The 25,447-nt window shown below is 59.5% G+C and carries 28 protein-coding genes and 1 tRNA gene; 11 read left to right on the top strand and 18 right to left on the bottom strand.

The genetic code is table 11. The features are described 5' to 3' along the window. From ACQUTG_RS06705 to ACQUTG_RS06695, 3 genes are read left to right on the top strand one after another with little or no spacing between them, the layout of a single operon-like run. Nucleotides 1-837: an ABC transporter ATP-binding protein gene (locus ACQUTG_RS06705; protein ID WP_428918667.1), complete on the top strand. Its 837-nt coding sequence runs from the start codon at nucleotides 1-3 to the stop codon at nucleotides 835-837. Then, nucleotides 837-1,775: an MlaD family protein gene (locus tag ACQUTG_RS06700; RefSeq protein WP_428918666.1), complete on the top strand. Its 939-nt coding sequence runs from the start codon at nucleotides 837-839 to the stop codon at nucleotides 1,773-1,775. Before ACQUTG_RS06705 ends, ACQUTG_RS06700 begins: the two co-directional genes overlap by 1 nt. After that, the gene (locus ACQUTG_RS06695) at nucleotides 1,772-2,380 is read left to right on the top strand and encodes an ABC-type transport auxiliary lipoprotein family protein (protein ID WP_428918665.1); all 609 of its coding nucleotides are present in this window, start codon (nucleotides 1,772-1,774) and stop codon (nucleotides 2,378-2,380) included. The genes ACQUTG_RS06700 and ACQUTG_RS06695 overlap by 4 nt, the downstream gene beginning before the upstream one ends. Before the next feature lie 22 nt (nucleotides 2,381-2,402). Here the strand turns inward: ACQUTG_RS06695 and pgsA are convergent, their stop codons facing one another. From pgsA to ACQUTG_RS06675, 4 genes are read right to left on the bottom strand one after another with little or no spacing between them, the layout of a single operon-like run. Further along, a complete protein-coding gene (pgsA, locus tag ACQUTG_RS06690) occupies nucleotides 2,403-2,954 on the bottom strand; it encodes a CDP-diacylglycerol--glycerol-3-phosphate 3-phosphatidyltransferase (protein WP_428918664.1) in 552 nt (183 codons plus the stop codon). A gap of 7 nt (nucleotides 2,955-2,961) precedes the next feature. Then, nucleotides 2,962-4,824 carry an excinuclease ABC subunit UvrC gene (uvrC, locus tag ACQUTG_RS06685; RefSeq protein ID WP_428918663.1) on the bottom strand — a complete coding sequence of 621 codons (1,863 nt, stop codon included), beginning with the start codon at nucleotides 4,822-4,824 and terminating at the stop codon, nucleotides 2,962-2,964. After that, nucleotides 4,808-5,467 carry a UvrY/SirA/GacA family response regulator transcription factor gene (uvrY, locus tag ACQUTG_RS06680; protein ID WP_410327354.1) on the bottom strand — a complete coding sequence of 220 codons (660 nt, stop codon included), beginning with the start codon at nucleotides 5,465-5,467 and terminating at the stop codon, nucleotides 4,808-4,810. The genes uvrC and uvrY overlap by 17 nt, the downstream gene beginning before the upstream one ends. A 46-nt stretch (nucleotides 5,468-5,513) precedes the next feature. Then, nucleotides 5,514-5,765, bottom strand: a complete 252-nt coding sequence (locus ACQUTG_RS06675) for a hypothetical protein (RefSeq protein ID WP_428918662.1) — start codon at nucleotides 5,763-5,765, stop codon at nucleotides 5,514-5,516. 129 nt (nucleotides 5,766-5,894) lie between these two features. On the opposite strand from ACQUTG_RS06675, the gene ACQUTG_RS06670 reads away from it, so the two are divergent. Together ACQUTG_RS06670 and ACQUTG_RS06665 are read left to right on the top strand one after the other, a co-directional pair. Continuing rightward, entirely contained in the window at nucleotides 5,895-6,599 is a 705-nt protein-coding gene (locus ACQUTG_RS06670) for an AzlC family ABC transporter permease (RefSeq protein ID WP_428918661.1), read from the top strand. Next, nucleotides 6,592-6,933 carry a branched-chain amino acid transporter permease gene (locus ACQUTG_RS06665; RefSeq protein WP_428918660.1) on the top strand — a complete coding sequence of 114 codons (342 nt, stop codon included), beginning with the start codon at nucleotides 6,592-6,594 and terminating at the stop codon, nucleotides 6,931-6,933. Before ACQUTG_RS06670 ends, ACQUTG_RS06665 begins: the two co-directional genes overlap by 8 nt. A gap of 122 nt (nucleotides 6,934-7,055) precedes the next feature. Here ACQUTG_RS06665 and ACQUTG_RS06660 read toward each other — a convergent pair whose 3' ends face one another. Then, entirely contained in the window at nucleotides 7,056-9,110 is a 2,055-nt protein-coding gene (locus ACQUTG_RS06660; protein WP_428918659.1) for a diguanylate cyclase, read from the bottom strand. An 88-nt stretch (nucleotides 9,111-9,198) separates the two neighbouring features. Between ACQUTG_RS06660 and ACQUTG_RS06655 the strand changes: the two genes are divergently transcribed. Beyond that, a complete protein-coding gene (locus ACQUTG_RS06655) occupies nucleotides 9,199-10,146 on the top strand; it encodes an AEC family transporter (RefSeq protein WP_428918658.1) in 948 nt (315 codons plus the stop codon). On the opposite strand, the gene ACQUTG_RS06650 is transcribed toward ACQUTG_RS06655, so the two are convergent. Next, nucleotides 10,131-10,898 carry a fructosamine kinase family protein gene (locus tag ACQUTG_RS06650; protein ID WP_428918657.1) on the bottom strand — a complete coding sequence of 256 codons (768 nt, stop codon included), beginning with the start codon at nucleotides 10,896-10,898 and terminating at the stop codon, nucleotides 10,131-10,133. The two genes, ACQUTG_RS06655 and ACQUTG_RS06650, sit on opposite strands and share 16 nt — an antisense overlap. An 82-nt stretch (nucleotides 10,899-10,980) precedes the next feature. On the opposite strand from ACQUTG_RS06650, the gene ACQUTG_RS06645 reads away from it, so the two are divergent. Then, complete coding sequence (locus ACQUTG_RS06645; RefSeq protein WP_428918656.1) at nucleotides 10,981-11,259, top strand: acylphosphatase; 279 nt, start codon at nucleotides 10,981-10,983, stop codon at nucleotides 11,257-11,259. 4 nt (nucleotides 11,260-11,263) lie between these two features. Here the strand turns inward: ACQUTG_RS06645 and ACQUTG_RS06640 are convergent, their stop codons facing one another. The 6 genes from ACQUTG_RS06640 to ACQUTG_RS06615 all read right to left on the bottom strand — a co-directional run bounded on the left by ACQUTG_RS06640 (nucleotide 11,264) and on the right by ACQUTG_RS06615 (nucleotide 14,456). Then, a complete protein-coding gene (locus ACQUTG_RS06640; RefSeq protein ID WP_428918655.1) occupies nucleotides 11,264-11,932 on the bottom strand; it encodes a DUF6969 family protein in 669 nt (222 codons plus the stop codon). Next, nucleotides 11,932-12,741 carry a fused DSP-PTPase phosphatase/NAD kinase-like protein gene (locus ACQUTG_RS06635; RefSeq protein ID WP_428918654.1) on the bottom strand — a complete coding sequence of 270 codons (810 nt, stop codon included), beginning with the start codon at nucleotides 12,739-12,741 and terminating at the stop codon, nucleotides 11,932-11,934. The genes ACQUTG_RS06640 and ACQUTG_RS06635 overlap by 1 nt, the downstream gene beginning before the upstream one ends. Nucleotides 12,742-12,753: 12 nt before the next feature. Beyond that, complete coding sequence (locus ACQUTG_RS06630) at nucleotides 12,754-13,365, bottom strand: DUF6691 family protein (RefSeq protein ID WP_428918653.1); 612 nt, start codon at nucleotides 13,363-13,365, stop codon at nucleotides 12,754-12,756. Then, entirely contained in the window at nucleotides 13,362-13,868 is a 507-nt protein-coding gene (locus ACQUTG_RS06625) for a YeeE/YedE thiosulfate transporter family protein (protein ID WP_428918652.1), read from the bottom strand. The genes ACQUTG_RS06630 and ACQUTG_RS06625 overlap by 4 nt, the downstream gene beginning before the upstream one ends. 163 nt (nucleotides 13,869-14,031) lie before the next feature. Then, a tRNA-Ser gene (locus ACQUTG_RS06620) sits at nucleotides 14,032-14,122 on the bottom strand. A 127-nt stretch (nucleotides 14,123-14,249) separates the two neighbouring features. After that, on the bottom strand, nucleotides 14,250-14,456 hold the full coding sequence (locus ACQUTG_RS06615) for a DUF2905 domain-containing protein (protein WP_410330022.1): 207 nt from the start codon (nucleotides 14,454-14,456) through the stop codon (nucleotides 14,250-14,252). Nucleotides 14,457-14,504: 48 nt separating this feature from the next. Here ACQUTG_RS06615 and ACQUTG_RS06610 point away from each other — a divergent pair, with 48 nt between their 5' ends. Together ACQUTG_RS06610 and ACQUTG_RS06605 are read left to right on the top strand one after the other, a co-directional pair. Further along, nucleotides 14,505-15,035, top strand: a complete 531-nt coding sequence (locus ACQUTG_RS06610) for an isochorismatase family protein (RefSeq protein WP_428918651.1) — start codon at nucleotides 14,505-14,507, stop codon at nucleotides 15,033-15,035. Between the two features lie 71 nt (nucleotides 15,036-15,106). Continuing rightward, on the top strand, nucleotides 15,107-15,766 hold the full coding sequence (locus ACQUTG_RS06605; RefSeq protein ID WP_428919248.1) for a cupin domain-containing protein: 660 nt from the start codon (nucleotides 15,107-15,109) through the stop codon (nucleotides 15,764-15,766). 37 nt (nucleotides 15,767-15,803) lie between these two features. Here ACQUTG_RS06605 and ACQUTG_RS06600 read toward each other — a convergent pair whose 3' ends face one another. The 5 genes from ACQUTG_RS06600 to ACQUTG_RS06580 form a co-directional block, all read right to left on the bottom strand. After that, nucleotides 15,804-16,175, bottom strand: coding sequence for a DUF7352 domain-containing protein (locus ACQUTG_RS06600; RefSeq protein WP_428918650.1), 372 nt, complete (start codon nucleotides 16,173-16,175; stop codon nucleotides 15,804-15,806). 104 nt (nucleotides 16,176-16,279) lie between these two features. Beyond that, nucleotides 16,280-17,197 (bottom strand): LysR family transcriptional regulator, encoded by a 918-nt coding sequence (locus ACQUTG_RS06595; protein WP_428918649.1) that lies wholly within the window; start codon nucleotides 17,195-17,197, stop codon nucleotides 16,280-16,282. Between the two features lie 22 nt (nucleotides 17,198-17,219). After that, nucleotides 17,220-17,837: a flavin reductase family protein gene (locus ACQUTG_RS06590; RefSeq protein ID WP_428918648.1), complete on the bottom strand. Its 618-nt coding sequence runs from the start codon at nucleotides 17,835-17,837 to the stop codon at nucleotides 17,220-17,222. Continuing rightward, nucleotides 17,827-19,032, bottom strand: coding sequence for an MFS transporter (locus ACQUTG_RS06585; protein ID WP_428918647.1), 1,206 nt, complete (start codon nucleotides 19,030-19,032; stop codon nucleotides 17,827-17,829). Before ACQUTG_RS06585 ends, ACQUTG_RS06590 begins: the two co-directional genes overlap by 11 nt. A gap of 3 nt (nucleotides 19,033-19,035) precedes the next feature. Further along, nucleotides 19,036-19,860: a CheR family methyltransferase gene (locus ACQUTG_RS06580; RefSeq protein WP_428918646.1), complete on the bottom strand. Its 825-nt coding sequence runs from the start codon at nucleotides 19,858-19,860 to the stop codon at nucleotides 19,036-19,038. A 155-nt stretch (nucleotides 19,861-20,015) separates the two neighbouring features. On the opposite strand from ACQUTG_RS06580, the gene ACQUTG_RS06575 reads away from it, so the two are divergent. Beyond that, nucleotides 20,016-20,633 carry a peptidylprolyl isomerase gene (locus ACQUTG_RS06575; protein ID WP_428918645.1) on the top strand — a complete coding sequence of 206 codons (618 nt, stop codon included), beginning with the start codon at nucleotides 20,016-20,018 and terminating at the stop codon, nucleotides 20,631-20,633. Between the two features lie 3 nt (nucleotides 20,634-20,636). After that, a complete protein-coding gene (mnmC, locus tag ACQUTG_RS06570) occupies nucleotides 20,637-22,514 on the top strand; it encodes a bifunctional tRNA (5-methylaminomethyl-2-thiouridine)(34)-methyltransferase MnmD/FAD-dependent 5-carboxymethylaminomethyl-2-thiouridine(34) oxidoreductase MnmC (protein WP_428918644.1) in 1,878 nt (625 codons plus the stop codon). Between the two features lie 4 nt (nucleotides 22,515-22,518). On the opposite strand, the gene ACQUTG_RS06565 is transcribed toward mnmC, so the two are convergent. Beyond that, nucleotides 22,519-25,275, bottom strand: coding sequence for a hypothetical protein (locus ACQUTG_RS06565; protein WP_428918643.1), 2,757 nt, complete (start codon nucleotides 25,273-25,275; stop codon nucleotides 22,519-22,521). Nucleotides 25,276-25,447 lie beyond the last annotated feature (172 nt).

The raw sequence follows: 25,447 nt of genomic DNA, 5'->3' as shown, positions 1-25,447 counted from the left end.
ATGGCAGCAGTAAAAAGCACCAGACACTCACAGCATGAGGCGGAACCGGTTATCGAGGTCAGAAACCTCTGCAACCGTTTCGGGGAACACGTTGTCCACGAGGATCTGAACCTGGATCTGTACCGGGGAGAAATCCTTGGCGTGGTGGGGGGCTCCGGGACCGGAAAATCGGTGCTGTTGCGCAGCATCATCGGTCTGCGCAAACCCACATCCGGTGACATTCGCGTCTTTAGCGAAACGCTTGACGCCCTGTCTCCACGGGCCCGCTCCCGAATGGAGCAGCGGTTCGGTGTCCTGTTCCAGGGGGGCGCGCTGTTTACCTCGCTGAATCTGCAGGAGAACATCGCGGTTCCGCTGATCGAACATGCCGGGCTCAAGCGACCGGATGCCGAGGGGGTGGCACGAATGAAACTTGCGCTGACCGGCCTGCCGCCGGATGCCGCCCTGAAGTATCCCGCAGAACTGTCCGGTGGTATGGTCAAGCGTGCGAGCCTCGCGCGGGCCCTGGCCCTGGACCCGGAAATCCTGTTTCTGGATGAGCCCACGGCAGGTCTGGATCCGATTGGCGCGGCGGCCTTTGATGAGCTGATCGTAACCCTCCGCAACGCCCTGGGCCTGACGGTATTCCTGGTCACCCATGATCTGGATACCCTGTACTCTACCTGTGACCGGGTGGCCGTGTTATCACAAAAGCGGGTACTGGTGGCAGACACCCTGGAAACCGTTGCCGCCAACCCGGACGAATGGATACAGGATTACTTCAATGGCCCGCGAGGCCGGGCCGCGAGCTACGCCGCGATTAATCGAACACCGAGGCAACAAGGAGAAAACGTCTGATGGAGCCCCGGGCCCACCACGTGATCATTGGCCTGTTCACTGTCCTGGCGGTCGGCGCCGCGCTTGTGTTCGCGCTCTGGCTGAGCAAATCCTCGGCGGATCGGGAATGGGCCTATTACCAGATCGGCTTCGACCACCCGATCTCCGGCCTGTCCGAGGGCAATCCGGTGCTTTACAGCGGTGTCCCGGTGGGCGAGGTACTCGAGTTGACGCTGGACCCGGACAATCCCAGCCACGTTCGTGTACTGGTCCGGGTCGACAGGGAAGTGCCCATTCGCAAGGATACCCACGTGGGTCTGATCCTCGCCAATATCACTGGCAGTATGAGTGTGCAATTCCGGGGTGGCACCAAAGACAGCCCCGTGCTTGAGGGGAGTCGCAACAACCCACCCCTGATCACCGCCGATCCTTCGGCCTTCAGCAGTCTGCTGACCAATGGCGAGGCACTGATCGAAAAAACCGAGATTCTGCTCACCAATGCCAACAACCTGTTCTCCGAGAAAAACCTGGAAAACATGACCAGCATCCTGGAAAACACCCGGACCGCTACCGATTCCCTATTGGCCCAGCGGAAAGAATTGGTGGCACTGATGAAGCAGTTCGATGCCGCCGGTGTGCGGGCGGAAGAAGCAGCAATCAAGGTCTCCAGTGTTTCCGACAATGCCAATGCCATCCTGCTGGAACAGGTCGCACCGGTGCTTAACTCCATGGACCGGGCGCTGTCCACCCTTCAGCCTGCTTTGGCCCGTCTCGATGATCTGACCCGAAACAATGAAGGTGCGCTGGATGCCGGTCTGCAGGGACTGGGTGAGTTGACGCCGGCAATCCGGGAACTGCGCAGTGCCCTGCGCAACCTGAACCAGTTCGCTACACGCCTGGAGGCAAACCCCGCAGGCACCCTGCTGGGTGGTTCCAACATCAAGGAAGTTGAGCAATGAGAAGCTGTCTTCGAGCGGTCACCCCGCTGGTAGCGTCATTTGCCATGACCGCCTGTACCGTCTTTCCTACCCCTGAGGCGCCCCGTGTCATGGATCTGGGCTCGGTCGACCCGGTCCAACGCCTGGAAACCCGTCATTCAAGGACCCTGAGGGTGGACACGCCCCTGGCGTCCGAGCCAGTGAACGGAACCCGTATCCTGGCCAAGCCCACCCCCCATGAATTCCGGATGTATGGCAACGCCCGCTGGCGCGACATAGCACCGGTACTGGTTCGCGATCACCTGATCGACACCCTGCGTCAGAGCCAGGGTTTTGCTAATGTTGTGACGGACACCAGTGCCGCCAGCACGGACCTGACGCTGATCAGCGAGCTGTCTGCCTTCCAGGCAGAGACAATCCAAGGGAAAACGCAGATTGTGATTGAACTGCACGCAGAAGTGCTGGATAACCGGTCACGGAAGAGCCTTTGCGTGCGAAACAGCCGGCTGGAGGAGCCCGCTGCGAGCAGTGAACTGAATGACGTAGTGGAGGCTTTCGGCAACACCGCCCATCAGCTGGCTGAGGAAACCTTGCTCTGGGTACACCGATGCCTGGAGGAAAACTGATTCCGGAAGCCGCGAACTCCGGTTATTTACTGTCGGGAAACAGATCCTTCCAGGCGGCTTTCAGGTAAAGGATCATGGACCATAAGGTCAATACCGCCGCCACATATAAGAGGGCGATGGCCACATAGGCCAGGGTCTGGCCCGGGGGAAATGCCAGCAAACCGACAATGGCCGCCATCTGGGCGGTCGTCTTGATCTTCCCGATGTAGGAAACCGCCACGCTCGCCCGACTGCCCATTTCCGCCATCCATTCCCGGAGCGCGGAAATCACGATTTCCCGGCCGATAATGACCGTGGCCGGAATGGTCAGCAACGCGGCGGAGTGCTCTTCAATCAGCACCGCCAGGGCCACCGCTACCATGAGCTTGTCCGCAACCGGATCCAGAAAGGCGCCAAACGGCGTGCTCTGGTTGAGCTTGCGGGCCAGGTACCCATCCAGCCAGTCAGTCACCCCTGCCAGGGCAAATATGAGGGCACTGACGATGTAGCTCCACTCCACGGGCAGGTAGAACACCACGACAAACACGGGGATCATCACGATGCGGGAGAGTGTGAGCAGGTTTGGCAGGTTCATGGGCTTCCTATTCGTCATGCAATGCTGCGTAAATCGTTTCCGCCAGGGCCTTACTGACACCCTGAACCTTCGCCATCTCGTCGACGTTGGCCTTGCGGATCTCCTGGATTCCGCCGAAATAGCGGATCAGTTCACGGCGGCGTTTCGGTCCCACGCCCTCGATTCCCTCAAGGGTGGACTGCCGACGCTTCTTGTCCCGACGCGCCCGGTGACCGGTAATAGCAAACCGGTGGGACTCGTCACGGATATGCTGGATCAGGTGCAACGCGGGCGAATCCGCCGGCACCCGGAAAACATCGCCGGTCATGGCATCAATGAGCTGCTCCATGCCAGCCCGGCGGGTAACGCCCTTGGCGACACCGATCAACGGGATATCCGAGATTCCGAGCTCATCGAAAACCTCCCGGGCGACATTCAACTGGCCCTTGCCGCCATCAATGAACACCAGATCGGGGCGCTTGCCCTCACCGGCGACCATCCGCTTGTACCGTCTAGTCAGCACCTGGCGCATGGCGCCGTAGTCGTCGCCGGCCTTCACGTTTTCAATGTTATACAGGCGATAGTCGCTCTTCAGCGGGCCATTCTCGTCGAAAACGACACAGGATGCGACCGTGTTCTCCCCGTGGCTGTGGCTGATATCGAAACATTCCATGCGCGAAGGGGTTTCCGGTAGCTCCAGCAGGTCCCGCAAAGCCAGCAATCGGCGGTAAACGGTCTCCTTGCTGGCCAGATGCGTCAGCAGGGTCTGCCGGGCGTTGGTCATTGCCAGTTCCAGCCACCGGCGCCGCTCTCCGCGCACGTTACCACGGATCCGGGTCTCGCGGTTAGCCGCCTCGGAGAGGGCCTGAGCCAGCAATTCCTGGCCTTCTACTTCGACCGGCACCAGGATATCCCGGGGAATCTCGCGGCGGGTATTGCCCCCGAAATAATACTGACCCAGGAAAGCGCTGAGCAATTCACCTTCGGTCTGTTCGATTGAGTACCGGGGGAAATAATCCTTGGTGCCCAACACCCGGCCACCACGCACAATAATCACCACAATGCAGACAATGCCTGCATCCTGGGCAATAGCGATGACATCCGCATCCCCTCCGGCACTGTCCACAGATTGCTGCTCCTGGACGTGACGCAGGTGATTTATCTGGTCACGGTAAGCAGCTGCCTTCTCAAACTCGAGATTCTTTGAGGCCGTTTCCATGGCATTCATCAGATCGTGAATGATGGCCGGGTTCTTGCCCTCCAGGAACATGGTGGCATGGCGGATGTCTTCCTGGTATTCCTCGGGGCTGATGTAACCCACGCAGGGTGCCGTGCAGCGATTGATCTGGTATTGCAGACAAGGTCTGGTTCGATTCCTGAAATAACTTTCGCTACAAGACCTTATGCGGAAAACCTTCTGTAGAATATTAAGACTTTCCTTAACTGCTCCGGAGCTCGGGAATGGGCCGAACCAGGTGCCGCCGCCCTTCTTGGTCCGTCCTCTTCGAAAAGTCAGGGACGGATAGTCCTGGTGGGAGGAAAGATAGATATAGGGGTAGGACTTGTCGTCCCGCAGCAGGATGTTATAGGGCGGCCGCAGGGACTTGATCAGGTTCTGTTCCAGCAGCAGGGCTTCGGTCTCGCTGCCGGTGATGGTGACCTCGATGGACTCGATTTTGGCGACCAGGGCCTCGGTCTTCGGTGCCAGGCCGGTTTTACGGAAATAACTGCTGACCCGCTTTTTCAGGTTGCGGGCCTTGCCCACATACAGCACCTCACCCGCCGCGTCATACATCCGGTAGACGCCGGGTCTTTCGGTCAACTGCTTCAGGAAGTTTTTACTGTCGAACTCCCCGCTCTGCTCGGGCTTGGGGTCAGACCTTGTCGGCATCCAGCAATCCAAGCCGCACGGCCATCAGGGCCAGTTCCACGTCGCTGGAGATTTCCAGCTTTTCAAATATCCGGTAGCGGTAGCTGTTGACGGTCTTGGGGCTCAGGCACAGTTTGTCCGAGATGTCCTGTACCTTCTGGCAGTCCACCACCATCATTGCGATCTGCATTTCCCGCTCGGACAGCCGCTCGAACAGCGAAAGCTCGCCATTCTCGTCTTTATCACCGGAGATCTGCTTGAGCGCCATCTTCTGGGCGATTTCAGGGCTGATATAACGCTGGCCGGAATGGGCCTGACGGATGGCGCGCACCATCTCCTGGATGTCCGCGCCCTTGGTGATATAGGCACTGGCGCCACTCTGCATCACCCGGGTCGGATAGGGGTCATCCGCACAGGCGGTGACGACAATCACGCGAATGGAATCATCGATACGGAGAATCCGGCGGGTGGCCTCCAGGCCGCCGATACCCGGCATGCGGATATCCATGAGTACGATGTCAGGTCGTTGTTTGCGCACAAACTCGATGGCGTCTTCTCCGGACGATGCCTGACCCACCACATCAATGTCGGGGTTGTCCGCCAGCATCCGGGTAATTCCGGAACGCACCAGTTCGTGGTCGTCGACAACCAATACGCTGATCAAGATTCCACCTCGCACACGGCTTCAGGAAATACAGCGGGATTCTACCCTACTCAGGGACGCCCAGTCCGGCAGTATTTTCTACCGGATCGAACCAGACCACCAGCTCGCCCCGCCGGACGGCTGCCATGACCCCCTCCCTCTCGGCGAAAGGGTTCTCGGTGTCATTGAGGCCATGGTACCGGGTGCAGTACTCCTCAACCAGTCCCTGAAGCTGGTCCTCGCTGAGTAACTCCGTATCCACCACGAATTTTTCCTCGCGCGGGTCCGGCTCTGGTTGCAGGGCTGCTTCGTCGGTCATTATCTCTCCTGTGAGTATGGGTATGGTAAGGATTAAACGCTCCGGGTAGAAGCCCCTGTAACAACAGGTTAGCTTCAAAATGCTGACATGATTCACTATCATGCGTCGCTTTCAACGGTTTGGATGCTAATGAACCAGTCTGTCTTTCGCCTTACCCTGCCGATCCTGTTCGGTTACATTCCGCTTGGAATGGCCTTCGGCGTGTTGTTCTCCACCCAGCTGGATTATCCCTGGTGGGCAGCGCCGCTGATGGGCGTGCTCATCTATGCCGGTGCCGGCCAGATTCTGGCGGTCAGTCTGCTGGCCGTCGGCGCAGGCATGGTCGAGGTCTTTGTGGCCATGTTCGTGCTGAATGCCCGGCACCTGTTCTACGGACTGTCGCTGCTGGGCCAATTCCGGGGTGCGGGCTGGCGCAAGGCCTACCTGATTTTCGGGCTGACCGACGAAACCTACTCCCTGCTCACCAGCCGCCCCCGCAGCCCCGACCGCCACCATGAACAGGAGCTGGATTTCCGCATTACCGGGTTCAACCAGTGTTACTGGGTGATCGGTTGTGCCATCGGCGCCCTGCTGGGCGACAACGTGGCCTTCGACAGCACCGGCATAGAATTCGCCCTGGTCGCCCTGTTTATCGTGCTCACTATCGAGCAATACAAGGCCCTGAAAGACGGCTTCCCGATCTGGACCGGTGCCGCCGCGGCCGGTATCGCCATGCTGCTGCTGTCCCCGTCACACCAGCTGATCGGCGCTATTGTCGTCGTGACTGTCGTGCTGCTGGTGCACTACCGCCGCCTGAGAGACACCGGCGCAACCGAGGGCACAAATCATGGCTGACATGTCCTACCTGCTTTCCTTCGTTGCTGTAGCGGCCATTGCCACCTTTGCAACCCGGGTGATTCCGTTCGTGTTCTTTGAACGCCACACCGAACACCCACTGATCAAACACCTCGGGCGCTACCTTCCGGCAGCGGTCATGGCCTTGTTGGCGACGGTGTTCCTCACCCGTTCCGCTAACTGGAACGCCGCACTACCGGGCCTGGACGCAGTACTTCCCGGGTTGCTGGTGGTGGCCATCCATCTCTGGCGGCGTAATGCCCTGCTTTCCATTGCTGCCGGTACTGCCGCGTATATGGTCATCCAACAAACCGGCTTTCTCCCGGGATTCTGAGCTTTTTGCCTTTCACTTGAGCACAGCTACAGTGAAGGAAAGCCCTTAATCCAACTGACAGAGGGCTCCATGGTTACGCTCAACATCAACGGCGAACAACACGAACCAATGACGAGGGTCTGTTACAGACCCTCGTCGGTCTCCACCCGGTTCCGACCATCATTCTTGGCAGCATACATGGCCCTGTCTGCCCGCTGGATAATGGACTTGCGCTTGTCCTCCGGGCGCCAGGTGGCTACACCGATACTTGCGGTAATTTCGGCTTCCACTCCGGGCACTGTCACCTCGGCCACTGCCTCTCGAACCCGTTCGGCCAAGGCCACGCCATCGCCGCGCCCGGCACCTGTCGCCAGAATAACAAACTCCTCACCACCCCAGCGCCCGAGATGATCCTCCTGGCGCAGCACAACGGTTACTTTCCGGACAACTTCCCGCAGCACCTCGTCACCGGCCGCGTGACCCCAGGAATCATTGATGTTCTTGAAATGATCGACATCCAGCAGCAACACTGAAAACGGCAATCCATGGCGCCGCGCTTTCGCCAGTTCCCGATCCAGTTCATATTCGGTCCGGTAGCGGTTCCAGAGTCCGGTCAGGGAGTCATGACTGGCGGCATGACTGAGTTGCGCGTTGGCCTGTGCCAGGGCCGTCTGCTCGGCCTTGAGCAGTTCGTTCAGCCGGGTAATTTCACTGATCGATGCCAGCAGTGCCATATCCTCTGCCAGGTCCACCGCCGCGAGACGCTCCACCCGTTTCCAGGCTTCACTGTTGCCTTCCATGGATTCCAGCCAGGAACCAAAAGCCTTGCGGAACGTTTCTTCCTCACCAGGGGCACTGGTCAGGATATCCACCTCCGGACGGCCCTCCCAATATACGCCCCGACCATGTTCGCCCCGGAAGATCATGAACCAGCTCGTAACCCGCTCGCCCGGTAGCGGAACCGCCAGCAGGCCACAGGCCGCACCGAGCTCCAGCCCCGTGGCCAGTGGCTCCTCTCTCAGCTTGGAGGACACCCAGGGCGACCGACCCTGTTCCGTGTTCAGCCTGGCAACCAGTTGTTCCAGCGAAGCAGCACACGGAACCTCCCCGAGCGCGGCAATATCAGTGCTGTTGGCGTACGCCATGCCACTGGCACGGAACAATGCCAGCCAGTCGGGGGCATATTTCTCCAGCATCCTGGCCGGTGACAACCCAAGCCTTATATCCGATGCCAGAAAGTCCCTGGACTTGTGAACACGCTGAAGAAACTGGGCCTCCATTCGGGATTTCAACAGGAACAGTCGCTGTGTGGCCATCAGCACCAGGGTTCGCGCTGCATCTCTCAGGGTGGGAGCAAGGGGGACCGGCTTTTGCGAGATACAGGTAACGAGGCCCCAGAGGCCTGAGGGGCCGACAATCGCGATGGAAAGCAACGCCTGGGCCTTGAAATAATTCAGGTACGCGGTCTGCCTTCGGGACGGAGCCCGGAGTACCGTCCCGCTGGCATCGACGTCCGCCAACTGTTTTCGGGTCAACCCGCCGGAAACCAGTACCGGTACCAGGCCGGCCTCGACGTCCGGAATGCTCCGCACCTGGTGCCGGGTCATTTTCGAACGTTGCGCCGGAGGATAAGCGGCGGCGGAAAAACGCTGACCCCGCAACGGCGAAACCCCTTTGCCTTTACTCTCGGCGAGAAAGACACCATGACCCTGCTCATCGAAATGCGCCACCACCACCCGATCAAACCGCACCAGGTCGCGAACGCCTTCCACCAGGATATTCATCAGATCATCGGGATTACGGGCGTTGGCAAGCTTGCCCAGCCAGCGGTTGACCGTTCCGGTCATCCGCCTGGTTCCCAGTCCCGTCAGCGGCTCAATTTCGACGACCACCCAGGCCCCGGAACGAAAGGCATTCACCTGAAGGCGGACCTGCCGACCGTTGCTCTCCTTGCGAATGGAAACCGGCCCGCTGAGCACATCGTCTTCAGCCAGTTCGCGGCGAATGCGGGCCAGCACACGGGCACCGAAAACTCCCTCCGGGGACTGGTCAAGCAGGGTTTCGGCCGGAACCTGCAGGAAATACTCGGCATTGGCGCTGCACTGGACTATACGGTCCAGCGTTCTGCTCAATACCAACAGGCAGCCGCAGGGCTGGATCCTGAGAGAACTCCGCTGAAAACCGTTGGGTCCGGGCATCTGGTTGGTGAATTCCTTGGGAAAACCTCAAGGAAATTATACACTGCCGCCACGATTTCCCCCTGCACTATTTGCCCATGGCCCCGCGATGAACCTGATCGACATCTTTCTCCAGACACTGGAAACCACCTTGCCGGTATTTGCCATGGTCTTTATCGGGCTCGGGCTGCGACGGATCGGCTGGATCGACGCCCCGTTCATCAATACCGCCTCTGCCCTGGTTTTCAAGGCAACATTGCCAACTCTGGTATTCCTGAGCATCATCCGCGCTGACCTGAGCACCGCCCTGAACCCGGAACTGCTGCTGTTCTACCTGCTGGCCACCCTTGGCGGGTTCGGGCTGACCTGGCTCTGGGCGACCTGGCGGGTGCGCAAAGAGGATCGCGGGGTGTACGTGCAAGGGGCTTTCCGCGGCAACTGCGGGATTGTCGGCCTGGCGCTGGCGGCCAACCTGTATGGTGATTTCGGGTTATCTGCCGGCGGTATCCTGCTCGGTCTCGTGATCATCTCCTATAACGCGCTGTCGGTGGTGGTGCTGATCGCCTACCAGCCCGGTCAGTCCGCCAGCTGGCGCAAGATCCTCCATGACATCGTGCGCAATCCCCTGATCATCGCCGTTTTGGTGGCCATTCCCTTTGCCTGGCTCAATATCAGGCTGCCAACCTGGGTAATGACCAGCGCCGACTATTTTGCCTCCCTGACCCTTCCACTGGCGCTATTGTGCATCGGCGCCACCGTGTCCCTGAGCTCCATTCGCAGCGACAGCAGGACCGCCTTCGGCTCCAGCGCCATGAAAATGATCGTGTTGCCGGCCGTGTGCACCACCGCCGGCTGGTTGGCCGGTTTCCGGGGGCCGGAACTGGGACTGATGTTCCTGTTCTTCGCCAGCCCGACCGCCGCCGCCAGCTTCGTGATGGTCAAGGCGCTCGGTGGCAATGACCGCCTGGCGGCTAATATCATTGCCCTGACCACCCTGATGGCCAGCGTTACAGTTACCGCTGGCGTCTTCCTGTTACGCAGTTACGGCATCATCTGAGAGCCGACCGCACGAACCGTCTCGAAACCGCGCTGACAACCACCGAGGTAACCGCCGCCAAACAGGTTGTAGTGGTTCAGATAGTGGTACAGGTTGTAGATGTCCCGCTTGCGGGGATAATCCGGGGATCGGGCGTACATCCGGTCGTAGGCCTCGTAGAACGCCTCGCCGAAGCCGGCGAACATTTCGGTCATGGCGAGATCCGCTTCCCGGTCGCCGCAATAAACCGCCGGGTCAATGAGCCACGGGGTGATCCGATCAAACAGAACATTTCCGCTCCAGAGGTCCCCGTGCAGAAGACTCGGATGCTCGCAGGTATGATCGAGCCACTGTGCCAGGGCCTCGCCGTGGCGCTCGAGGACCGCCTCGAATTCACCACGAATCTCCGGATTCCGGATCCGGCCAACCTGATACTCCAGGCGGTCAGAGACGAAAAACCCACCCCAGGACTCCGACCAACGATTGGGCTGTGGCGACAGTCCGATGTAGTTGTTCCGTCCCCAACCATAGCGATCCTGGGACAGCCGGTGCATCAGCGCCAGCCCCTCTCCCAGCATGGCAAGCGTTTCAGCAGTGGCGGGTTCGGATTCGATGCCGGTGATTTCCAGCACACTGTTATCGACCCGCACCACCTCTGGAATCCGCACATCCGTGACACCCGACTCCACCAGTGCTGAACGAAGGCTCTCTAGCCCCTCCGCCTCGCAGATCAGTGCGTCGGAAAATCCGGTGGTATTATGTTTGGTGAACATGGCTTTACCCTTCCTTGAATCGTTTCCGGCCGGGGCGTTAGATTGGTCTCAGGCTAACATGTAACGGAGTCGCGCGACCGCTATGGACAAGAAACGCTGGAAAATGCTGATCTCGGGCAAGGTGCAAGGAGTCTACTACCGGGCCTCCACCGAGAAGGAAGCCAATCGGCTGGGACTCTCCGGCTATGCAAGGAACCTGCCGGACGGACGCGTCGAGGTGATTGCCGAAGGCAGTCCGGAAGAGCTCCGGCAACTACACCAGTGGTGCCAGGAAGGCCCCCCTGCAGCCAAAGTGACTGATATCGAGATTGAGGAACAGCGGGCCAACGGGGAGTTTTCGAATTTCGGGGTACGCTACTGACATTTCAGCGATGCGGTTGTCGTAAGGCCTGGTTCAGAGTTTTCTGCCACCCTTCGACATCAACCTCACAGCTGCTGAGGACCTCAAAGTCCCGGTTCTCCAGGACCTCATCAAGCGGCCGCCCGACGGACTGGATGACCCGATCACGTTCTTCCAGCAAGGCTGAAATATGAAACCGGTAAAGCCGGACAAAATCGGTTATCCAGATATTTACCGGCCAACTCGGGGACGCGTGGTCTATCTCGAATTCGCCAAGCCGGGGGATGACCTGGTCGGCAGAATGCCACTTCTCGTCGGTCACCCAGCGATTGGTGGTGAACAGACCAATCGGATAGCCCCAGGCATCCATGGAAATGGCAATCAGGTGCATGGTGCAATCGTCGCCCTGCTCTTCGTCCGGCAGTCTCAGGAACGTGTGGAAATGCCCGTGTTCGGGGTTGTCAGCTCGGTGGGCATGATAGTAGTACTGGCTACGCGTGTCCCGGTCGAAGACATCACCCTTGGGGTAATGTTCCATTTCATAGAAGGTTCCCTGCCCCTTCAGAACCTCACCGACAATATTCAGGCCGCCTTTCTCAAGCACGCGATAGCACTCCCGGACCCGCTTGGCCGAATCCAGAAGGCTTTCGAGCTCATTGTCCGTCAGGGCCGAGAGGTCAGGCTGAAAATCCATCAAAGGCCCATGAGTTCCCGGACGGCACCTTCCCGGCTCGTTTTCAGGCCGGCAGCGCGCCCTTCCTCAATGGCAATTTCCGCTGGCACACCCATATGGAACCGATACAGCGCCCACATGGCGCCTACCCGGTTACTGCTGGCGCAGTGAACCAGAATGGGATAGTTCGCCGGCGAGGATGCGATCTTCGCGAACGCCTCCACCTGAGCCTGGGTTGGCGCCGTGGTTGAAACGCCAAGTGCATAGAAATTCAGGCCGGCGGCATGTGCCTCGGCCTTTTCCTCTGCCACCCCTTCTTCTTCGGTGAGCAGACTGACCACGGTATTGAATCCCTGGGCCTTCAGTTCTGCCATTGCACCTTTCTCGACGTGACCGCCGGCGGCAATAAACGGTGACGGCCGATTGTAGTTTTTGACAACCTGAGGCATCTCGCTGCCGTAGGGCACCATGGCCCAATCGTTTTCGATTGCAAACGGTAAGGCGCGATCAGGATTCTGCGTGGCCGTTCCGGGAACGGCAGCAGGCATCGGCCGGGCTGCACCACTACCCGAACCGGAGGCCGCCGCACAGGGGTTCGCTGACGGGCTGGCTGCAGCACAAGGGTTGGCGGCGGCACAGGGGTTCGCCGCACTCTGGCTGGCGGCCGCACACGGATTCGCGGCCGCACAGGGATTGGCGGCCGACTGACTGCTTGTCTGAGCCGGTGTTGCTGCCGGGTTCTGCGAATCGGAGCATCCGGTAACACCCATGCCCAGGGCGATGGTAATGGCCACAGGCAATGCGGCACGTTTGAAACGGTAACAGGTCATGACTGTGCTCCTTCAGTTCTGTTTGTTGTCGGCCGGATAAAGGTCAGAGGCCTGGTAGGGTCCGCCCAGCTTCTGTTCAAGCTTGCTGCCCAGCTTGAAACCGCCCCAGGCCATTGCCGCCAGTACGAGAATAATGAGCCATTCGGGAATACCGGTAAGATCCATCAGAGTCTGCCCTTGCGGGCCGGGTGTGGCGAAGTAGAGCTCCTCAAGCGGGCCGAACCAGGCGGCAAACAGTGCGGTGCCCAGCACCATTCCGGCCATGAACACGACGGCGTCGATCCGCCCCCCGGCGAACCCGGCCACCGAAGTGCCCGGGCAATAGCCGCCAATGGCAAATCCGGCCCCGATCAGCAACCCGCCGACCGCCATCGCGATGTAGAACGGGGTAGGTACGTAGTAGCTACCAATCCCCATCAAACCGAACTGTTTCGACAGCCACAGCAGTACAGCCGCCACAATAACCGCGGTAAACATCACCTTGAACACGGACCAGTCTTCAAGGCGGAATTGCCCGGTGAGCTTCCGCGGGCTACCAAATCCTGCATTTTCCAGTACAAAGCCGAACAGGAAGCCGGCAAGCAAACCGGACGCAATGCCAGAATCATAGAGAGGCCAGATCATTGCCAGTACCTCCTTACAACAAAGCTGAACAGGAAACCCGCTGCGAAGAAGCAGATCAGGAACACAAAGCCCCCGACCGCCAGTGCCGCGCCACCGGAAAGACCGAGGCCGCTGGTGCAGCCGCGTGCCAATCGGGCTCCGAGCCCTGTCAGGACGCCACCGATCAGAGCCAGCACGAGCCGGCTACTCACCCCGGATGACGGTCCCCGTTCCACCTGAGGCCTGAACCTTCGACCGGAGAGCGCGCCGACAAGTGCCCCAATGAACGCTCCGAGCACCTCCCAGGTGATCCAGGCCTGCAGCGGCTCACCCCGGACATAATCGCCCAGGTAGCGGTTGGCCGCCGTCAGCTCCGGTGCCAGCCACTGACCAACTTCCGCGGTAAACCGGGTAAAGAAACCACTGGCGCCCAAGCCGTGACCGGTCAGGACAAAGGTGAGAAATAACGCCAACCCAAGGGCGATGCCTGCCCATAGAGGTGACCAGAAGGGGCGTGGAGACATACAGTGCTCCTTGTCATACAGTAGGTTATACCTCTTTTATATATAGTTATTCCCTACTGTCAAACCCACGAGGCTGGATACCGCTCAAGAAGTGATACTCATCAAGTTTAGACCTGGAATACGCCCAATAAAAAACCCCGCCATTTCTGACGGGGTTTTGTATTGGCGGAGAGGGAGGGATTCGAACCCTCGATACGCTATTAACGTATACACACTTTCCAGGCGTGCGCCTTCAGCCACTCGGCCACCTCTCCAATAAACTGTTTCAAATCAGCGGTGTTGCCGCTCATTTGAGGGCGCAAACTGTAATGGTTTTTCAGGCCCTTGGCAACACCCTATCCGGAAATCACCGAAAAAATTTCACGTTGGCCCGAATTCCGGTTAACGGTTGAACAGGTTCAGAACTATCGTTAACAGAACGCTGATGATAATCATCGAGGTAATCGGTATAAACACCCGACTGTTTTCCGATCGGATGTTAATATCCCCCGGTAATTTGCCGAACCAGTTCAGCAGGCCCGGGGCGAAATGTAGTATGGCTCCAAGCAGAACAAGAATAAGGCCCGCGATCACCAGCCATCGCGCCATGGGGAACTCCTCTTACGAAACTGCCCTCTCAGAACAAGGAGAATAACAATGCTGATGAAAGCAGACCAATCAGTCCTGATCCTGATCGATGTCCAGGAAAAGCTGATGCCCGCGATCAGCTTCGGCGAGGAAGTCGCAGACCGGTGTACGACACTCGCGACGATTGCGGGGCTCCTAGGGGTTCCTGTGCTCGGCACCGAACAGTTGCCGGACAAACTCGGCCCCAATATTGACTCGGTGCGGGAACTCTGCGATTCGGTTCTCGACAAGACCCATTTTGATGCCTGCCCGGATGGCCTGATCGACCAGCTGCCGGAGGGTCGGCAGCATATTGTCATTGGTGGCTGTGAGACGCATGTCTGTATGATGCAGACTGCCCTGAGCCTCCTGGATGCGGGCTATAAGGTTTGGGTGGTGGCGGATGCCACCGGATCCAGAAACGATTTTGACCGGGATGTCGCCCTGGACCGGCTGAACGAGAGTGGAGCCCGGATTGTTACCCTGGAAATGGTTGCTTTCGAGTGGATGCGCGATTGCCGGCATCCGCGATTCCGGGATATCCAGACGCTCATCAAGTAAAGGGCCTGATGGGGTCATCCAGCGTCCATCCGCTGGCGTATTCCCGGCACTCCAGTTATCAGAGGTTTGTCATGCTCAATATGGATTTCAGTGAAAAAGTCGTGATCCGTACCGCAGAGATGGACTGGGTGCCCAGCCCAGCCGGCGGAGTATTGCGAAAGCCACTGGCCCGGGAAGAAGCCGAACGGGGTCACGCAACCAGCGTGGTTCGCTATGAGCCTGGAGCATCGTTCAAGCGCCATGAACACCCGCTGGGCGAGGAAATCCTGGTACTCGAAGGCGTCTTCTCCGACGAGACCGGCGACTATCCGGCCGGCACCTATCTTCGAAACCCGCCCGGCAGCGGACATGCTCCCTTCAGCAAGGAAGGGTGTACCCTGCTGGTCAAACTGCACCAGTTTGACGAAAGAGACACGGAAACTGTCCGGGTGGATACCCGCACGGCCGAGTGGCTTCCGGGGATTGGCGGGCTTCAGGTGATGCCCCTGCACGATTTCGAGCACGAGCATGTGGCACTGGTGAAGTGGCCGGCCAATGAGGTATTCCAGCCCCACCGACACTTTGGTGGCGAGGAAATCTTTGTGCTCTCCGGCGAATTCTGCGATGAACATGGGCGCTATCCGGTCGGCACCTGGATTCGCAGCCCGCACATGAGCCAGCATCACCCCTTCGTGGAGCAGGAAACCGTTATCTGGGTCAAGACCGGCCACCTTCCCCTGGCAGCACCGTAAAAAGAAAAAAGGCCCCGAAGGGCCAAGAGAGTGCGCATCAGGATGACATTGCTGAGGACTGCCAACCGACGCTGCTGAAGAGGTCGTTGCTCGCACCATCGTCTGCGGGGGTGTAGTGCAAGCCTTTTTCACCGGCCGGCAGGGCGAACACGTGATATGCCTCCGGTCCGAACGGATCCAGTGCCGTACCCAAGTAGTCGAAGCGGTCAGGCACCGGTTCACCGGAAAGGGCCAAACGGAACTGACGCTCGACCGTAGGTGTTCCTACATTCAGCGGCTGTTCCACCCAGAGGTATACGGCCTTGTGCGGGACGATGTATTCGCAGCGCACTACGCGGTAGCCCTCTTTCAGGTGAAGGGTTGTCGGCTCTTTACCGGCTTCAACGCGGAACTTGTGAATCGTTTTCATGGCTGCGTCCTCCGAGTTGCCACTTCACAATTCCTATGTTCCTCCGAACACTACTTCGAGAAAATAATCTTTTTTGAGCTTTTAACATCGAAATATTCGATGCATTAGTTGTCCAGATCCGTACTCAGCCCGTTGAAATTGACAGGGTCCATGCAAATTGCCCGGACGCCCTCATGGGCCAGCTTCCGGCCCCGCGTGATGGCAAACAGTTCATCCTGCACTTCATCAATTCTGGCGATGTGCTCGACCTCATACTGCCGGCAGACTTCCCGTCGTATCACCGTGGGTGCGGCAAACACCCCATAACCCTGGCGGCCGAAGACCTTGATCAGCGCGCTGTCATCGACCCGGGCCATCAGCTTCATCCGCACGCCCTGCAGTGACAGCCAGTTCATCAGGCGCTCGAAATACGGTGCATCGGTGGCATTGGCCAGCAATGGCTGGCCATTCAGGGAATCGGGAAAGCCCTCTTTCAGGTTGGCAGCCAGTGCCGGTGCAGCGAACAGGCTGATACTGGAGCCCGCAACCGGGTGTACCGTAAAAGGACCGTGCTCATCCAGCCCCGGCATCCGGTCCGCCAGTACGACATCCAGCTCCTTTCGTTTGAGGCTCAGCACGAGATCCTCGGTTCTGCCGGTCCGGCATTCCAGCTGAACTGGTCGCTTGAGCGCCATGGCCGGCTGCAACAGGTAATAGGCAATGAGTTTGTGGATCGAGGCGGAGATACCCGCGGCCAGGGTCAATGGCCGGTCCGCGGGTGCAAGTTGCAGGGTATCGGTCAGCTCCCCGGTCAGGGCGAATATGTCATCAGCGTAGCCGAGGATCATCCGGCCGAGATCCGTCAGTGCCAGCTTTCGCCGTTCCCGGAGGAAAAGCCTTCCGCCGACCGCCGACTCGAAGGTGGCCAGCTGACCGCTCAGGGTTTGCGGTGCCAGATCGAGCACCTCGCTGGCGCGGGCGATCGAGCCTTCCCGGCTGATCACCCAGAAATAATACAGATGCCGGAGGTTGAGCTGTTCCATGGATTCTGACCTCCTGCGGGAGTCAAGCCGGCCGGGGGACCTTCAGGATCTCACCGAAAGTAACGTATTCACTGCCGCCGAGTCTCCCCAGGGGATCAATGGCGGAACCGTCGAATCGCAGTCGCTCCTTGTCATCCCGGGTCACGGCCTCATCAGCCACGTGGATGGCGTTGATCTTACCGAAAATCAGGGACTGGGGTGCCGCGCCGATCTCCTTGATGTCATAGAGCTCACAGGCCAGTGCCACCCGGCAGTCTTTCAGGCGCGGCAGAGGAGAACCATCAAATTCCGTCAGTTCCAGGTCTACGTTCTTGAGCTCGGATTCTCCGTGCGGCAATGTCCGGGAGGTTTCGGTCATCGCTTCTGCCAGTTCCCGGTGGGCAATATGCACCACAAAGTGCCGGTTGGTTTCGATATTCACCCGGGTGTCCTTGAAAGAGCCATCCGTAGGTTTCTTGCCGACGGAAAACATCAGCAATGGCGGATTACTGGTAATCGGCGTGAAGAACGAGAACGGCGCCAGGTTGTAATCACCGTCCGGGTTTTCACTCAGCACCCAGGCGACCGGCCGGGGAATGATGGTCTGGGTCAGGATGTGATAGACGTCTTTCGGGTCCATGCCATCAAAATCAATCTGCATCTGCGCCTCCTGTCTGCAGCTTCTGTGTTGCCCTGGAACGAGCCAGCCATAGCATAACGAGAATGCCCTGAAGTGCCAGGAAAGGTACGGCGACCATAACCAGACCGGACCACCCGACCCAGGCAAAAACCGCCCCGGCGGACAGCGACGCGGCCGCCTGGGAACCGAAGACCAGGAGATCGTTCAGCCCCTGTACCCGGAAACGCTCGGAGTCCTGATAGCCCCTTGGTAACAGCGCTGTTCCCCCTACGAACAGGAAATTCCAGCCCACGCCCAGCAACAGAAGCGCCCATAGGTAGTGGTGAAAGCTGATACCGGCTGCAGCAAGCAGCACACACGCGAGATAGGCCGCCAGCCCGCCAACCATCATAAGCGGAATGCCCACGACCCGGGTCAGCCAGCCACTGATCAGTGACGGTAGGTACATGGCCATGATGTGGAGCTGGATGACTGTCTTGGCATCGTCCAGACTGTGACCGGCCATTTCGGTCATACTCAGCGGTGTCGCCGTCATGATGAAGCTCATCACCGCATAGCCGATGGCGGCAGCACCGATCGCTGCCAGTACCAGGGGATTGACCAGAATTTCACGCAGTGGTCGACCGCCGCCAACATGGTCCTCACGGACCAGCTCGCCTTTCGAACGATAGCCTGCGAAAAGCGTCACCAGGGCTACCGCCTGCACCGCCAGCAACCCAAGCCAGCTATCCATAAAGGGATGGGCTTCATCCGGGCCGGCTCCGAGAGTGGCAATTTCAGGCCCTAACCAGGCTGCACCCAACCCGCCCAGAAGCACCCTGGCTGCAGCGGAAGCCGCAAGTTCCGGTCCGACCGACTCCATTGCGGCAAAACGATACTGATGCACTACGGCAAGGCCACTGCCACCCACGACGGCAGCCACACAGAGCAGCGGAAAAGATCCCTGCAAGGAAGCCAATGCGCCCAATCCCCCGGCCAGGATGCCCATTATGGCCCCCAGCAGCATGACCGGTTTGCGCCCTATGCGCTCCATCAACCAGGTGGCAAGCTTGACCGAGACCACCGTCCCGACCACCACAAGCCCCACTGGAAGCGTGGCCCACTCCGCAGAGGGTGCCAGGGCCCGGCCCTGGATACTGCCGATAACGATAATGAACGGTGCCGTACACATGGCCAGCGCCTGCGCAGCCACCAGCACCCAGACATTCAGAGGCATGAATTACTTTTTCCTGTAGGCGGTGCCACTGGGGCACGCAATGGGTTCGTAAAGTTCGGTCATGTCGCCCGTCAGCTCGGAGGATCCGGCGATCAGGTAGCCACCGGGATTGAGGGCGGCATGGAACCGGGCCAATATGGCCTTTCTCTTTTCTGCCGAGTAGTAAACCAGCGCGTTCTGGCAGATCACCACATCGAACTTGCCCGGCAAAGTGCGTTGCAGCAGGTTCAGTTCACGGAACTCGACCAGGGCACGAATGTCCGGACTGACTTGCCAGCCCCCCTTCTCGATCGATCGGAAAAAACGCTCCTTGCGCACGGCGGTAACGCCGGTGTCGTCGGGGCCGATTTCGTAGTGTGCCCGCCGCGCGACTTCCAGGGCACTGCGTGAAGTATCCGTCGCCAGAACCCTGGGTTCACTTAGCGTACCGGGATTCTTCTCGCTGAGCTCGCGTACAAGCATGGCTACCGAATAAGGCTCCTGCCCGGTAGAACAGGCGGCCGACCAGACAGCCACCCGTTTGCCGGGGTTCCGCCCGACAATGTCGGGTAGCACCTGATCACCCAGTAACGAGAATACCGCCGCTTCGCCGAACCACTGGCTCTCGCTCATGGTAACCCCATCAATGACGGCTTCCTTCAGGCCGGACCGCCCCGGTTTATCCAGCCGGGCCAACAACTCTTCGATGGACGTCAGCTGATGGTTATCCAAAACCGGGCGCAGGCGTCGCCGGGCCAGATCCCGGGCACTGTCTCGCAGCAGAATCCCGCAAGCATCCCGAAGATAGATCTGCAGGGCCTGATAGTCGCTTGTGTTTATCGTTTCCATTGACTCATTATTATATTCGCGTAATCAAAGCGGCATTTTACCACCTTCGGCTGGCCGTTGCGTGGGATCAATCTGCTAACATCCTGCTTCACACAGCTGGTCCTGCTGATTTGCCCAGTCGGAACATTGGCAACAACATCGAGAGTGTCCCGGATATGACCCAATACGCCCCTTTTCCCCGCCACCTGCTTTCTCCGTTGCTGGCTGCCCTGGCTGCCTTCTGCCTGGTCTCCGCGCCGGCCCAGGCCCAGTCCGGTGACGCAGATGCGACAACGCCGGAAGTCCGGTTTCAAACAAACCAGGGTGAATTCGTGCTCGAACTGCGCCCCGATGTGGCTCCCGAAACCGTAGAGAACTTCCTTCAATACGTCCGCGACGGATTTTATGAAGGTACGGTGTTTCACCGTGTCATCCCCGGCTTCATGATCCAGGGTGGAGGGTTTACCCCGGAACTGTCCCGTAAACCCACCCGGGACCCGATCGTCAACGAAGCCAGCAAGGACCTCCCGAACCAGCGGGGCACCATCGCCATGGCCCGCACCAGCAATCCGGATTCAGCTACTTCGCAGTTCTTCATCAACGTGGTCGGCAATGATTTTCTCAATGCCGGCGTTCGTGGCCCCGGCTATGCCGTGTTCGGCGAGGTAACCGAAGGCATGGATGTGGTTGACGCCATCGCCGGTGTCGAAACCGGCTACGCCCGTGGCATGAGAGACGTACCGGTCGATCCGGTCATCATCGAGAAGGTTTCGGTGGTCAGCAACGACGAGTAGAACATGACTGACTGCACTGTGCACCCGCCAGCCATTGAGCCCGCGGACCTTGTCTGGCGCGACGGAATACCGGAGTCGGCCCGGTTCGGGGATGTCTATTTCTCCCGGGACAATGGCCTCGCAGAAACCCGGCATGTCTTCCTGAACCACAACAACCTGCCCGACCGGTTCCGGGACCTGCCACCTCAGGGTGCGTTCGTGATCGCGGAGACGGGCTTCGGTACCGGTCTCAATTTTCTGGCCGCCTGGCAGGCCTGGCGGAAACACCGGCCGGATAACGGGTCCGTACTGCATTTCATCTCGGCCGAGCGCTACCCGCTCACGCGCAATGATCTCAAGCGCGCTCTGGACCTCTGGCCCGAACTGGCACCGCTCGCTGGGGACCTGCTCGCTCATTACCCGCCTCTGGTCCGGGGTACACACCGCCTGGTACTGGATGAAGGCCGCGTGCGCCTGACCCTGTACTTTGGCGATGTACTGGATGCCTGGAAGGCTCTTTCATTCTCTGCCGACGCCTGGTTTCTGGACGGCTTCGCCCCGGCTCTGAATCCCGATATGTGGCTTGACCAGGCCATGGCGCTGATCCGCGAACACAGCAGACCGGGCACAACCCTGGCCACCTTCACCGCGGTGGGCAGGATACGCCGGGCGCTTGAGAGCGAAGGCTTCGAGATGCGCAAGTCGCCGGGCTACGGACGCAAACGGGACATGATTGCCGGAGCACTGACCGGCACCGCTTCCAGCGACTCGACCAACCCGTCCCACACCGTGGCCATTATCGGTGCAGGCATCGCTGGCACCCTGCTGGCCCGGAACCTGGCCAGCCGCGGGGTAGCCGTCACCCTGATCGATACGGAAGAATATGCCGGTGCCGCTGCCTCCGGAAATCTTCAGGGCGCGATGTATGTCAAACTCGGTGTCGAGTTTAATGCCCAGACAGAACTGGCGCTCTCCGCCCTGACCTTCAGTCAGCGCGCCTACGAACCCTACCGGGATTCTTTCTGGCATCCGACGGGCCTGCTGCAGCTGGCCTGGAATCCGCAGGAACAGGACAGGCAGGCCCGTTTTCTCGACCGCAATCAGTATCCCGAGGGTCTTCTCTACCCTGTGGATGCAGCCACCGCCTCCGAACTCACCGGCATCCCCGTAACCAACGGTGGGCTTTGGTTTCCCAACAATGGCTGGCTGTCACCCGGCAGCCTCTGCCGGGAGCTGGTCGATCACGCCCTGATTGATTGCCGATTCGGTACACGGGTGGATAGGCTGATGCCCTGCAACGGCAAGTGGCATCTTTCCAGCTGTAGTGGCGCGGATATCATCGCAAACAGTGTGGTGATTGCCGCAGGCCACAAGTCGGCGGAACTGATTCCCCTCAAGGGCGAGTACCGCTTCAAGGCCATCCGGGGTCAGGTAACTCATATCCCCGAAGAAACCATCCGGGCACCGAAGGCGGTTATCTGCGGCCAGAAATACCTGAATCCGTGCCAGAACGGTCTGGCCGTGACCGGGGCCACCTTTGACCTGCACAGCGCCGATCCCTCCGTCACCCGCGAGGCAAACACCGAGAACCTCCAGAAGCTCGGTGACATGTTGCCGGGATTGTTTGCCGAGGACGGCAGCAACCGGGATTTCGAGGGGCGGGTCGGATTTCGCTGCACCACCCACGATTATCAGCCCGTGGCCGGAATGATGGCAGACTGCAATGGGCAATCTCTTGAGGGTGTCTACCTGCTTACCGGCCTTGGGAGCAAGGGCCTTACCTACGCCCCTCTCCTGGCCGAATACGTGGCGGATCAGCTCACCGGGCAACCGGCCTGCCTGCCCGCGACGCTCGCGCACAGCGTCCGCCCGGACCGGATGTGCCGGCTCCGGGCCGGCTGAGGCCTCAGTTCAGGGGCGTCAGCAGCTGCCCCTCGGGACTGAACAGGAGGATCATCCGGTCCTCCCCCCTGTGCACCAGCGCGGTGATCTCATCGTCCCGATAATTGGCGAGCCCCTGAACCGAGGTATCCCCAACCGCCAGTTGATAACGCCACTCGTTGCGGAACGCCGGCTCGCTGTCATCCGTTGCGACCGGTTCGACCAGCGAAATGCGGCTGACGATGCCCTGGGTCTGACCGGATGAGGGAACCGCAGCTCCGGTGAAATTGCCGTTGGTATCGCCCCCGGCCACCATATCGCCATCGAACCCGGTCAGGGCGTGGAAAACCTCACTGGAGGCATCCGCTGTATCGTTCAAGGTGAACGCCCTGCTCACCTCTCCGGTCGAGGAATAGGACAACAGGAAACCGGCCTGACTGGACAACGGCTCTCGTACCAGGGTCTGAAGATCGTCCTCGCCGGTAGCGACGGAATACTTCCCATCACCCTCGCCCAACAACCAGAGATTATTCCCACCGAAGAGACCGGCCACGACCGTCTCATTACCTGCCGTTCCCACCTGATGGACGGTCGGCATGGTTGACGCCCCGCTGTATGCATAGAAATAGGCATCTTCCCCGCCAATGACCTCGGCACCACCTACGGAGCCTGCTGCCGAGCCGAACAGCGTGGGCGACATGGACAGCACCGAGCTGCCCGCCACGGCATCGTCACCGGCGGATCCCACCTGTCGGGTCCAGGCGACTGCGGGCACCGGTGTTTCGCCGTCGAGCACGGTATCAATCCGTTGCAGGAAACTGTCCACACGGCCAGCCGAACTTTCTCCTGGCCAGGTCCCGCTGGTTTCACCGGACAGGATCACATAACCGGAGTCCGGATTGATCCCGGCCTCTCTTATCCGGTCATCACCTGCGGTGCCACTTCGCAATGTCCAGTAGGGAACGTACTCGCCTCCGTTAAAATCACCGTCGAACCGGAACAACGACACCAGGACATCGTCACCCCCTGCCGGCGTTGTTCCCGCAATGTCATCGCCGGTGGTGTAGGCGACGACGAACTCGTACCGGTCAACCTTGGTATTATTCTCGGTAACCTTCCTGTTCACCACGCCAATTACAGGGGACGACGGTGCAATGCTGGCGCCTGCCAGCGTGACTCCCACCTCCTGCAGTTGGTTTCCTTTCTGGTCAAAAATCCTGACCTTCACCCGGTTGCCATCGCCACTATCGTATCCGGCCAGGAAAAGCCGGCCATTGTGACCAAGAGCCATGTCCGTGGGCACGAACCCCCCGGAGCCAGGCAGAACGACCGGTGTTGTCAGCTCATTCAGGCTGATGCGCAGCAGATCCTCGGACGCCGTCCGTGCAAATGCCTCGCGCCCGGCCTGGTAGGCCTCGTCCAGAGCCATCTGGATAAACCGGTCGGCAAGGTCCGGATTGGTATAGCTATCGGCAGGCACGCGTACACGGAAGGTGACCTGATCCTGATCCACAGGGAAACTCAGGGTCGGTTTCTCCACCCAGAGTCCGTTCTCCTGCTGCTCGATCACAAATTCGCTGTGGAGTCGCGCGGTGGAGCTCTCGGAATGGATCAAACGGGCCTGGACGATTCCATCCCGATCACCGGTCAACGTGGCCCGGTATTCGCGGGAGTCTCCCACGTTCAGGGTATCTCGAAGCCCACCCTCAAGGGTTTCCAGAGCAACCACCGGTTCGTTGTCATCAATGGTGAGGGTCGTCTGTACCCCGCCGTTATTGGGCCCGAGCCCGGCAAGGCCGGAGCGGACCTCGGTCAGGGTCAGCCGCGCCGACTCGGAAAGCTCAGCAAAGCTGTCCTCCACTACCTCAAGGCGGATATAACATTCGGTGATTCCGGGTTCGAGGGTAACAATACCCCGGGTCAGATAGCCGTTTTCATCCGCTTCGTAGGACAGGTAGCCCAGCGGATCGCCGTTTTCATCCACTGGTTCCGGAGAGTCCGTGCCAAGCCCAACAATGTCCTTGCCGATGATGGCGTCACTGCCATTGGCAGCACTGAAATCGCACTGTTGGTGGGGTTCGGTTCCAGTGAACGACGGATCACATCTGGAGGGGTCATACTGCGAGTTCAGCTCAAAGGCGACGCCAACGCGGGTCACCGAGGGCTTCTCGAGGCTCACCTTGACGGCAACCTGGCGAGTGGGCAACGTCACTTCCTTTTCACCATCAACCGCGCCGGAATCGTCATAGGTGTTGATGGTGAAGGTATGTTTTCCCGGTTCGGACAAGTCCGGGACCTCGCAATGTTCCCCTATCGGAGCCGCCAGTTCCGGTACCTCGCCCTCGGTAAAGCTGCCGGCTTCCAGAACCAGGGGGTTGTAGCGCACTTCAATATCGAACGGCATGGTACCGGCCAGGCTGCCGTCCGTGGTTACCAGATTGATGTCTTCTGTCTTCCCGAGATCGGCTTCTCCCCGATTGCCCCCGGTCAGTCCGGGCACGCCATACATGATTACGCCCTGGCGAGCCTTGTTGCTGATGTCTTCCAGCGCCAGCCAGGACGGCGCGTTGGTCAGGCTGTAGTCGAGAATGCCCTCGCCCCCGTAGGCGCCCCAGTTGTAGTAATACTCCACGCCCAGGTAGGCATTCGACGGCGGCGCTCCCAGGATGGTTGGCTGATCCGGGTCTTTCTCGGTTTTACAGCCAACGAGAGCGGTCAGGAGAAGTATCAGGCCGGTAAAGCGGAGACCGGAAGCGATGCGGGAACAACTATCGGCGCGCATGGAAAAGTCCGTTTCGGAGCGTTGTTATTATCGGTGCGAGCCAGCCGCCAGGGCCGATTTACACACCGTTACAGAACAACGCCATGGTAGCCAATTTGTCGAAGGCGGGATCTGCGCGAGTTCTCAGAATCGCTGCCCGTAAACCTCCATGGTATGCGGGCAGCTACGCGAT

Origin of the sequence: Marinobacter sp. DUT-1 (assembly GCF_050379415.1) — a bacterium.
GTDB lineage: Bacteria > Pseudomonadota > Gammaproteobacteria > Pseudomonadales > Oleiphilaceae > Marinobacter.
The sequence above is the reverse complement of the archived record's forward strand: the minus strand, read 5'-3'. Positions and strand labels throughout refer to the sequence as shown.

Excerpts from the sequence above, each read along its gene's own strand:
- ACQUTG_RS06610 (WP_428918651.1), top strand. The coding sequence starts at position 14,505 with ATGCTGATGAAAGCAGACCAATCAGTCCTGATCCTGATCGATGTCCAG.
- ACQUTG_RS06655 (WP_428918658.1), top strand. The coding sequence starts at position 9,199 with ATGAACCTGATCGACATCTTTCTCCAGACACTGGAAACCACCTTGCCG.
- uvrC (WP_428918663.1), bottom strand. The coding sequence starts at position 4,824 with ATGCCGACAAGGTCTGACCCCAAGCCCGAGCAGAGCGGGGAGTTCGAC.
- ACQUTG_RS06640 (WP_428918655.1), bottom strand. The coding sequence starts at position 11,932 with ATGGATTTTCAGCCTGACCTCTCGGCCCTGACGGACAATGAGCTCGAA.
- ACQUTG_RS06665 (WP_428918660.1), top strand. The coding sequence starts at position 6,592 with ATGGCTGACATGTCCTACCTGCTTTCCTTCGTTGCTGTAGCGGCCATT.
- ACQUTG_RS06585 (WP_428918647.1), bottom strand. The coding sequence starts at position 19,032 with ATGCCTCTGAATGTCTGGGTGCTGGTGGCTGCGCAGGCGCTGGCCATG.
- ACQUTG_RS06670 (WP_428918661.1), top strand. The coding sequence starts at position 5,895 with ATGAACCAGTCTGTCTTTCGCCTTACCCTGCCGATCCTGTTCGGTTAC.
- mnmC (WP_428918644.1), top strand. The coding sequence starts at position 20,637 with ATGACTGACTGCACTGTGCACCCGCCAGCCATTGAGCCCGCGGACCTT.
- ACQUTG_RS06590 (WP_428918648.1), bottom strand. The coding sequence starts at position 17,837 with ATGCAGATTGATTTTGATGGCATGGACCCGAAAGACGTCTATCACATC.
- ACQUTG_RS06595 (WP_428918649.1), bottom strand. The coding sequence starts at position 17,197 with ATGGAACAGCTCAACCTCCGGCATCTGTATTATTTCTGGGTGATCAGC.
- ACQUTG_RS06675 (WP_428918662.1), bottom strand. The coding sequence starts at position 5,765 with ATGACCGACGAAGCAGCCCTGCAACCAGAGCCGGACCCGCGCGAGGAA.
- ACQUTG_RS06705 (WP_428918667.1), top strand. The coding sequence starts at position 1 with ATGGCAGCAGTAAAAAGCACCAGACACTCACAGCATGAGGCGGAACCG.
- ACQUTG_RS06700 (WP_428918666.1), top strand. The coding sequence starts at position 837 with ATGGAGCCCCGGGCCCACCACGTGATCATTGGCCTGTTCACTGTCCTG.
- ACQUTG_RS06645 (WP_428918656.1), top strand. The coding sequence starts at position 10,981 with ATGGACAAGAAACGCTGGAAAATGCTGATCTCGGGCAAGGTGCAAGGA.
- ACQUTG_RS06635 (WP_428918654.1), bottom strand. The coding sequence starts at position 12,741 with ATGACCTGTTACCGTTTCAAACGTGCCGCATTGCCTGTGGCCATTACC.
- ACQUTG_RS06600 (WP_428918650.1), bottom strand. The coding sequence starts at position 16,175 with ATGAAAACGATTCACAAGTTCCGCGTTGAAGCCGGTAAAGAGCCGACA.
- ACQUTG_RS06650 (WP_428918657.1), bottom strand. The coding sequence starts at position 10,898 with ATGTTCACCAAACATAATACCACCGGATTTTCCGACGCACTGATCTGC.
- ACQUTG_RS06615 (WP_410330022.1), bottom strand. The coding sequence starts at position 14,456 with ATGGCGCGATGGCTGGTGATCGCGGGCCTTATTCTTGTTCTGCTTGGA.
- ACQUTG_RS06630 (WP_428918653.1), bottom strand. The coding sequence starts at position 13,365 with ATGATCTGGCCTCTCTATGATTCTGGCATTGCGTCCGGTTTGCTTGCC.
- ACQUTG_RS06695 (WP_428918665.1), top strand. The coding sequence starts at position 1,772 with ATGAGAAGCTGTCTTCGAGCGGTCACCCCGCTGGTAGCGTCATTTGCC.
- ACQUTG_RS06625 (WP_428918652.1), bottom strand. The coding sequence starts at position 13,868 with ATGTCTCCACGCCCCTTCTGGTCACCTCTATGGGCAGGCATCGCCCTT.
- pgsA (WP_428918664.1), bottom strand. The coding sequence starts at position 2,954 with ATGAACCTGCCAAACCTGCTCACACTCTCCCGCATCGTGATGATCCCC.
- ACQUTG_RS06580 (WP_428918646.1), bottom strand. The coding sequence starts at position 19,860 with ATGGAAACGATAAACACAAGCGACTATCAGGCCCTGCAGATCTATCTT.
- ACQUTG_RS06605 (WP_428919248.1), top strand. The coding sequence starts at position 15,107 with ATGCTCAATATGGATTTCAGTGAAAAAGTCGTGATCCGTACCGCAGAG.
- ACQUTG_RS06565 (WP_428918643.1), bottom strand. The coding sequence starts at position 25,275 with ATGCGCGCCGATAGTTGTTCCCGCATCGCTTCCGGTCTCCGCTTTACC.
- ACQUTG_RS06660 (WP_428918659.1), bottom strand. The coding sequence starts at position 9,110 with ATGCCCGGACCCAACGGTTTTCAGCGGAGTTCTCTCAGGATCCAGCCC.
- ACQUTG_RS06575 (WP_428918645.1), top strand. The coding sequence starts at position 20,016 with ATGACCCAATACGCCCCTTTTCCCCGCCACCTGCTTTCTCCGTTGCTG.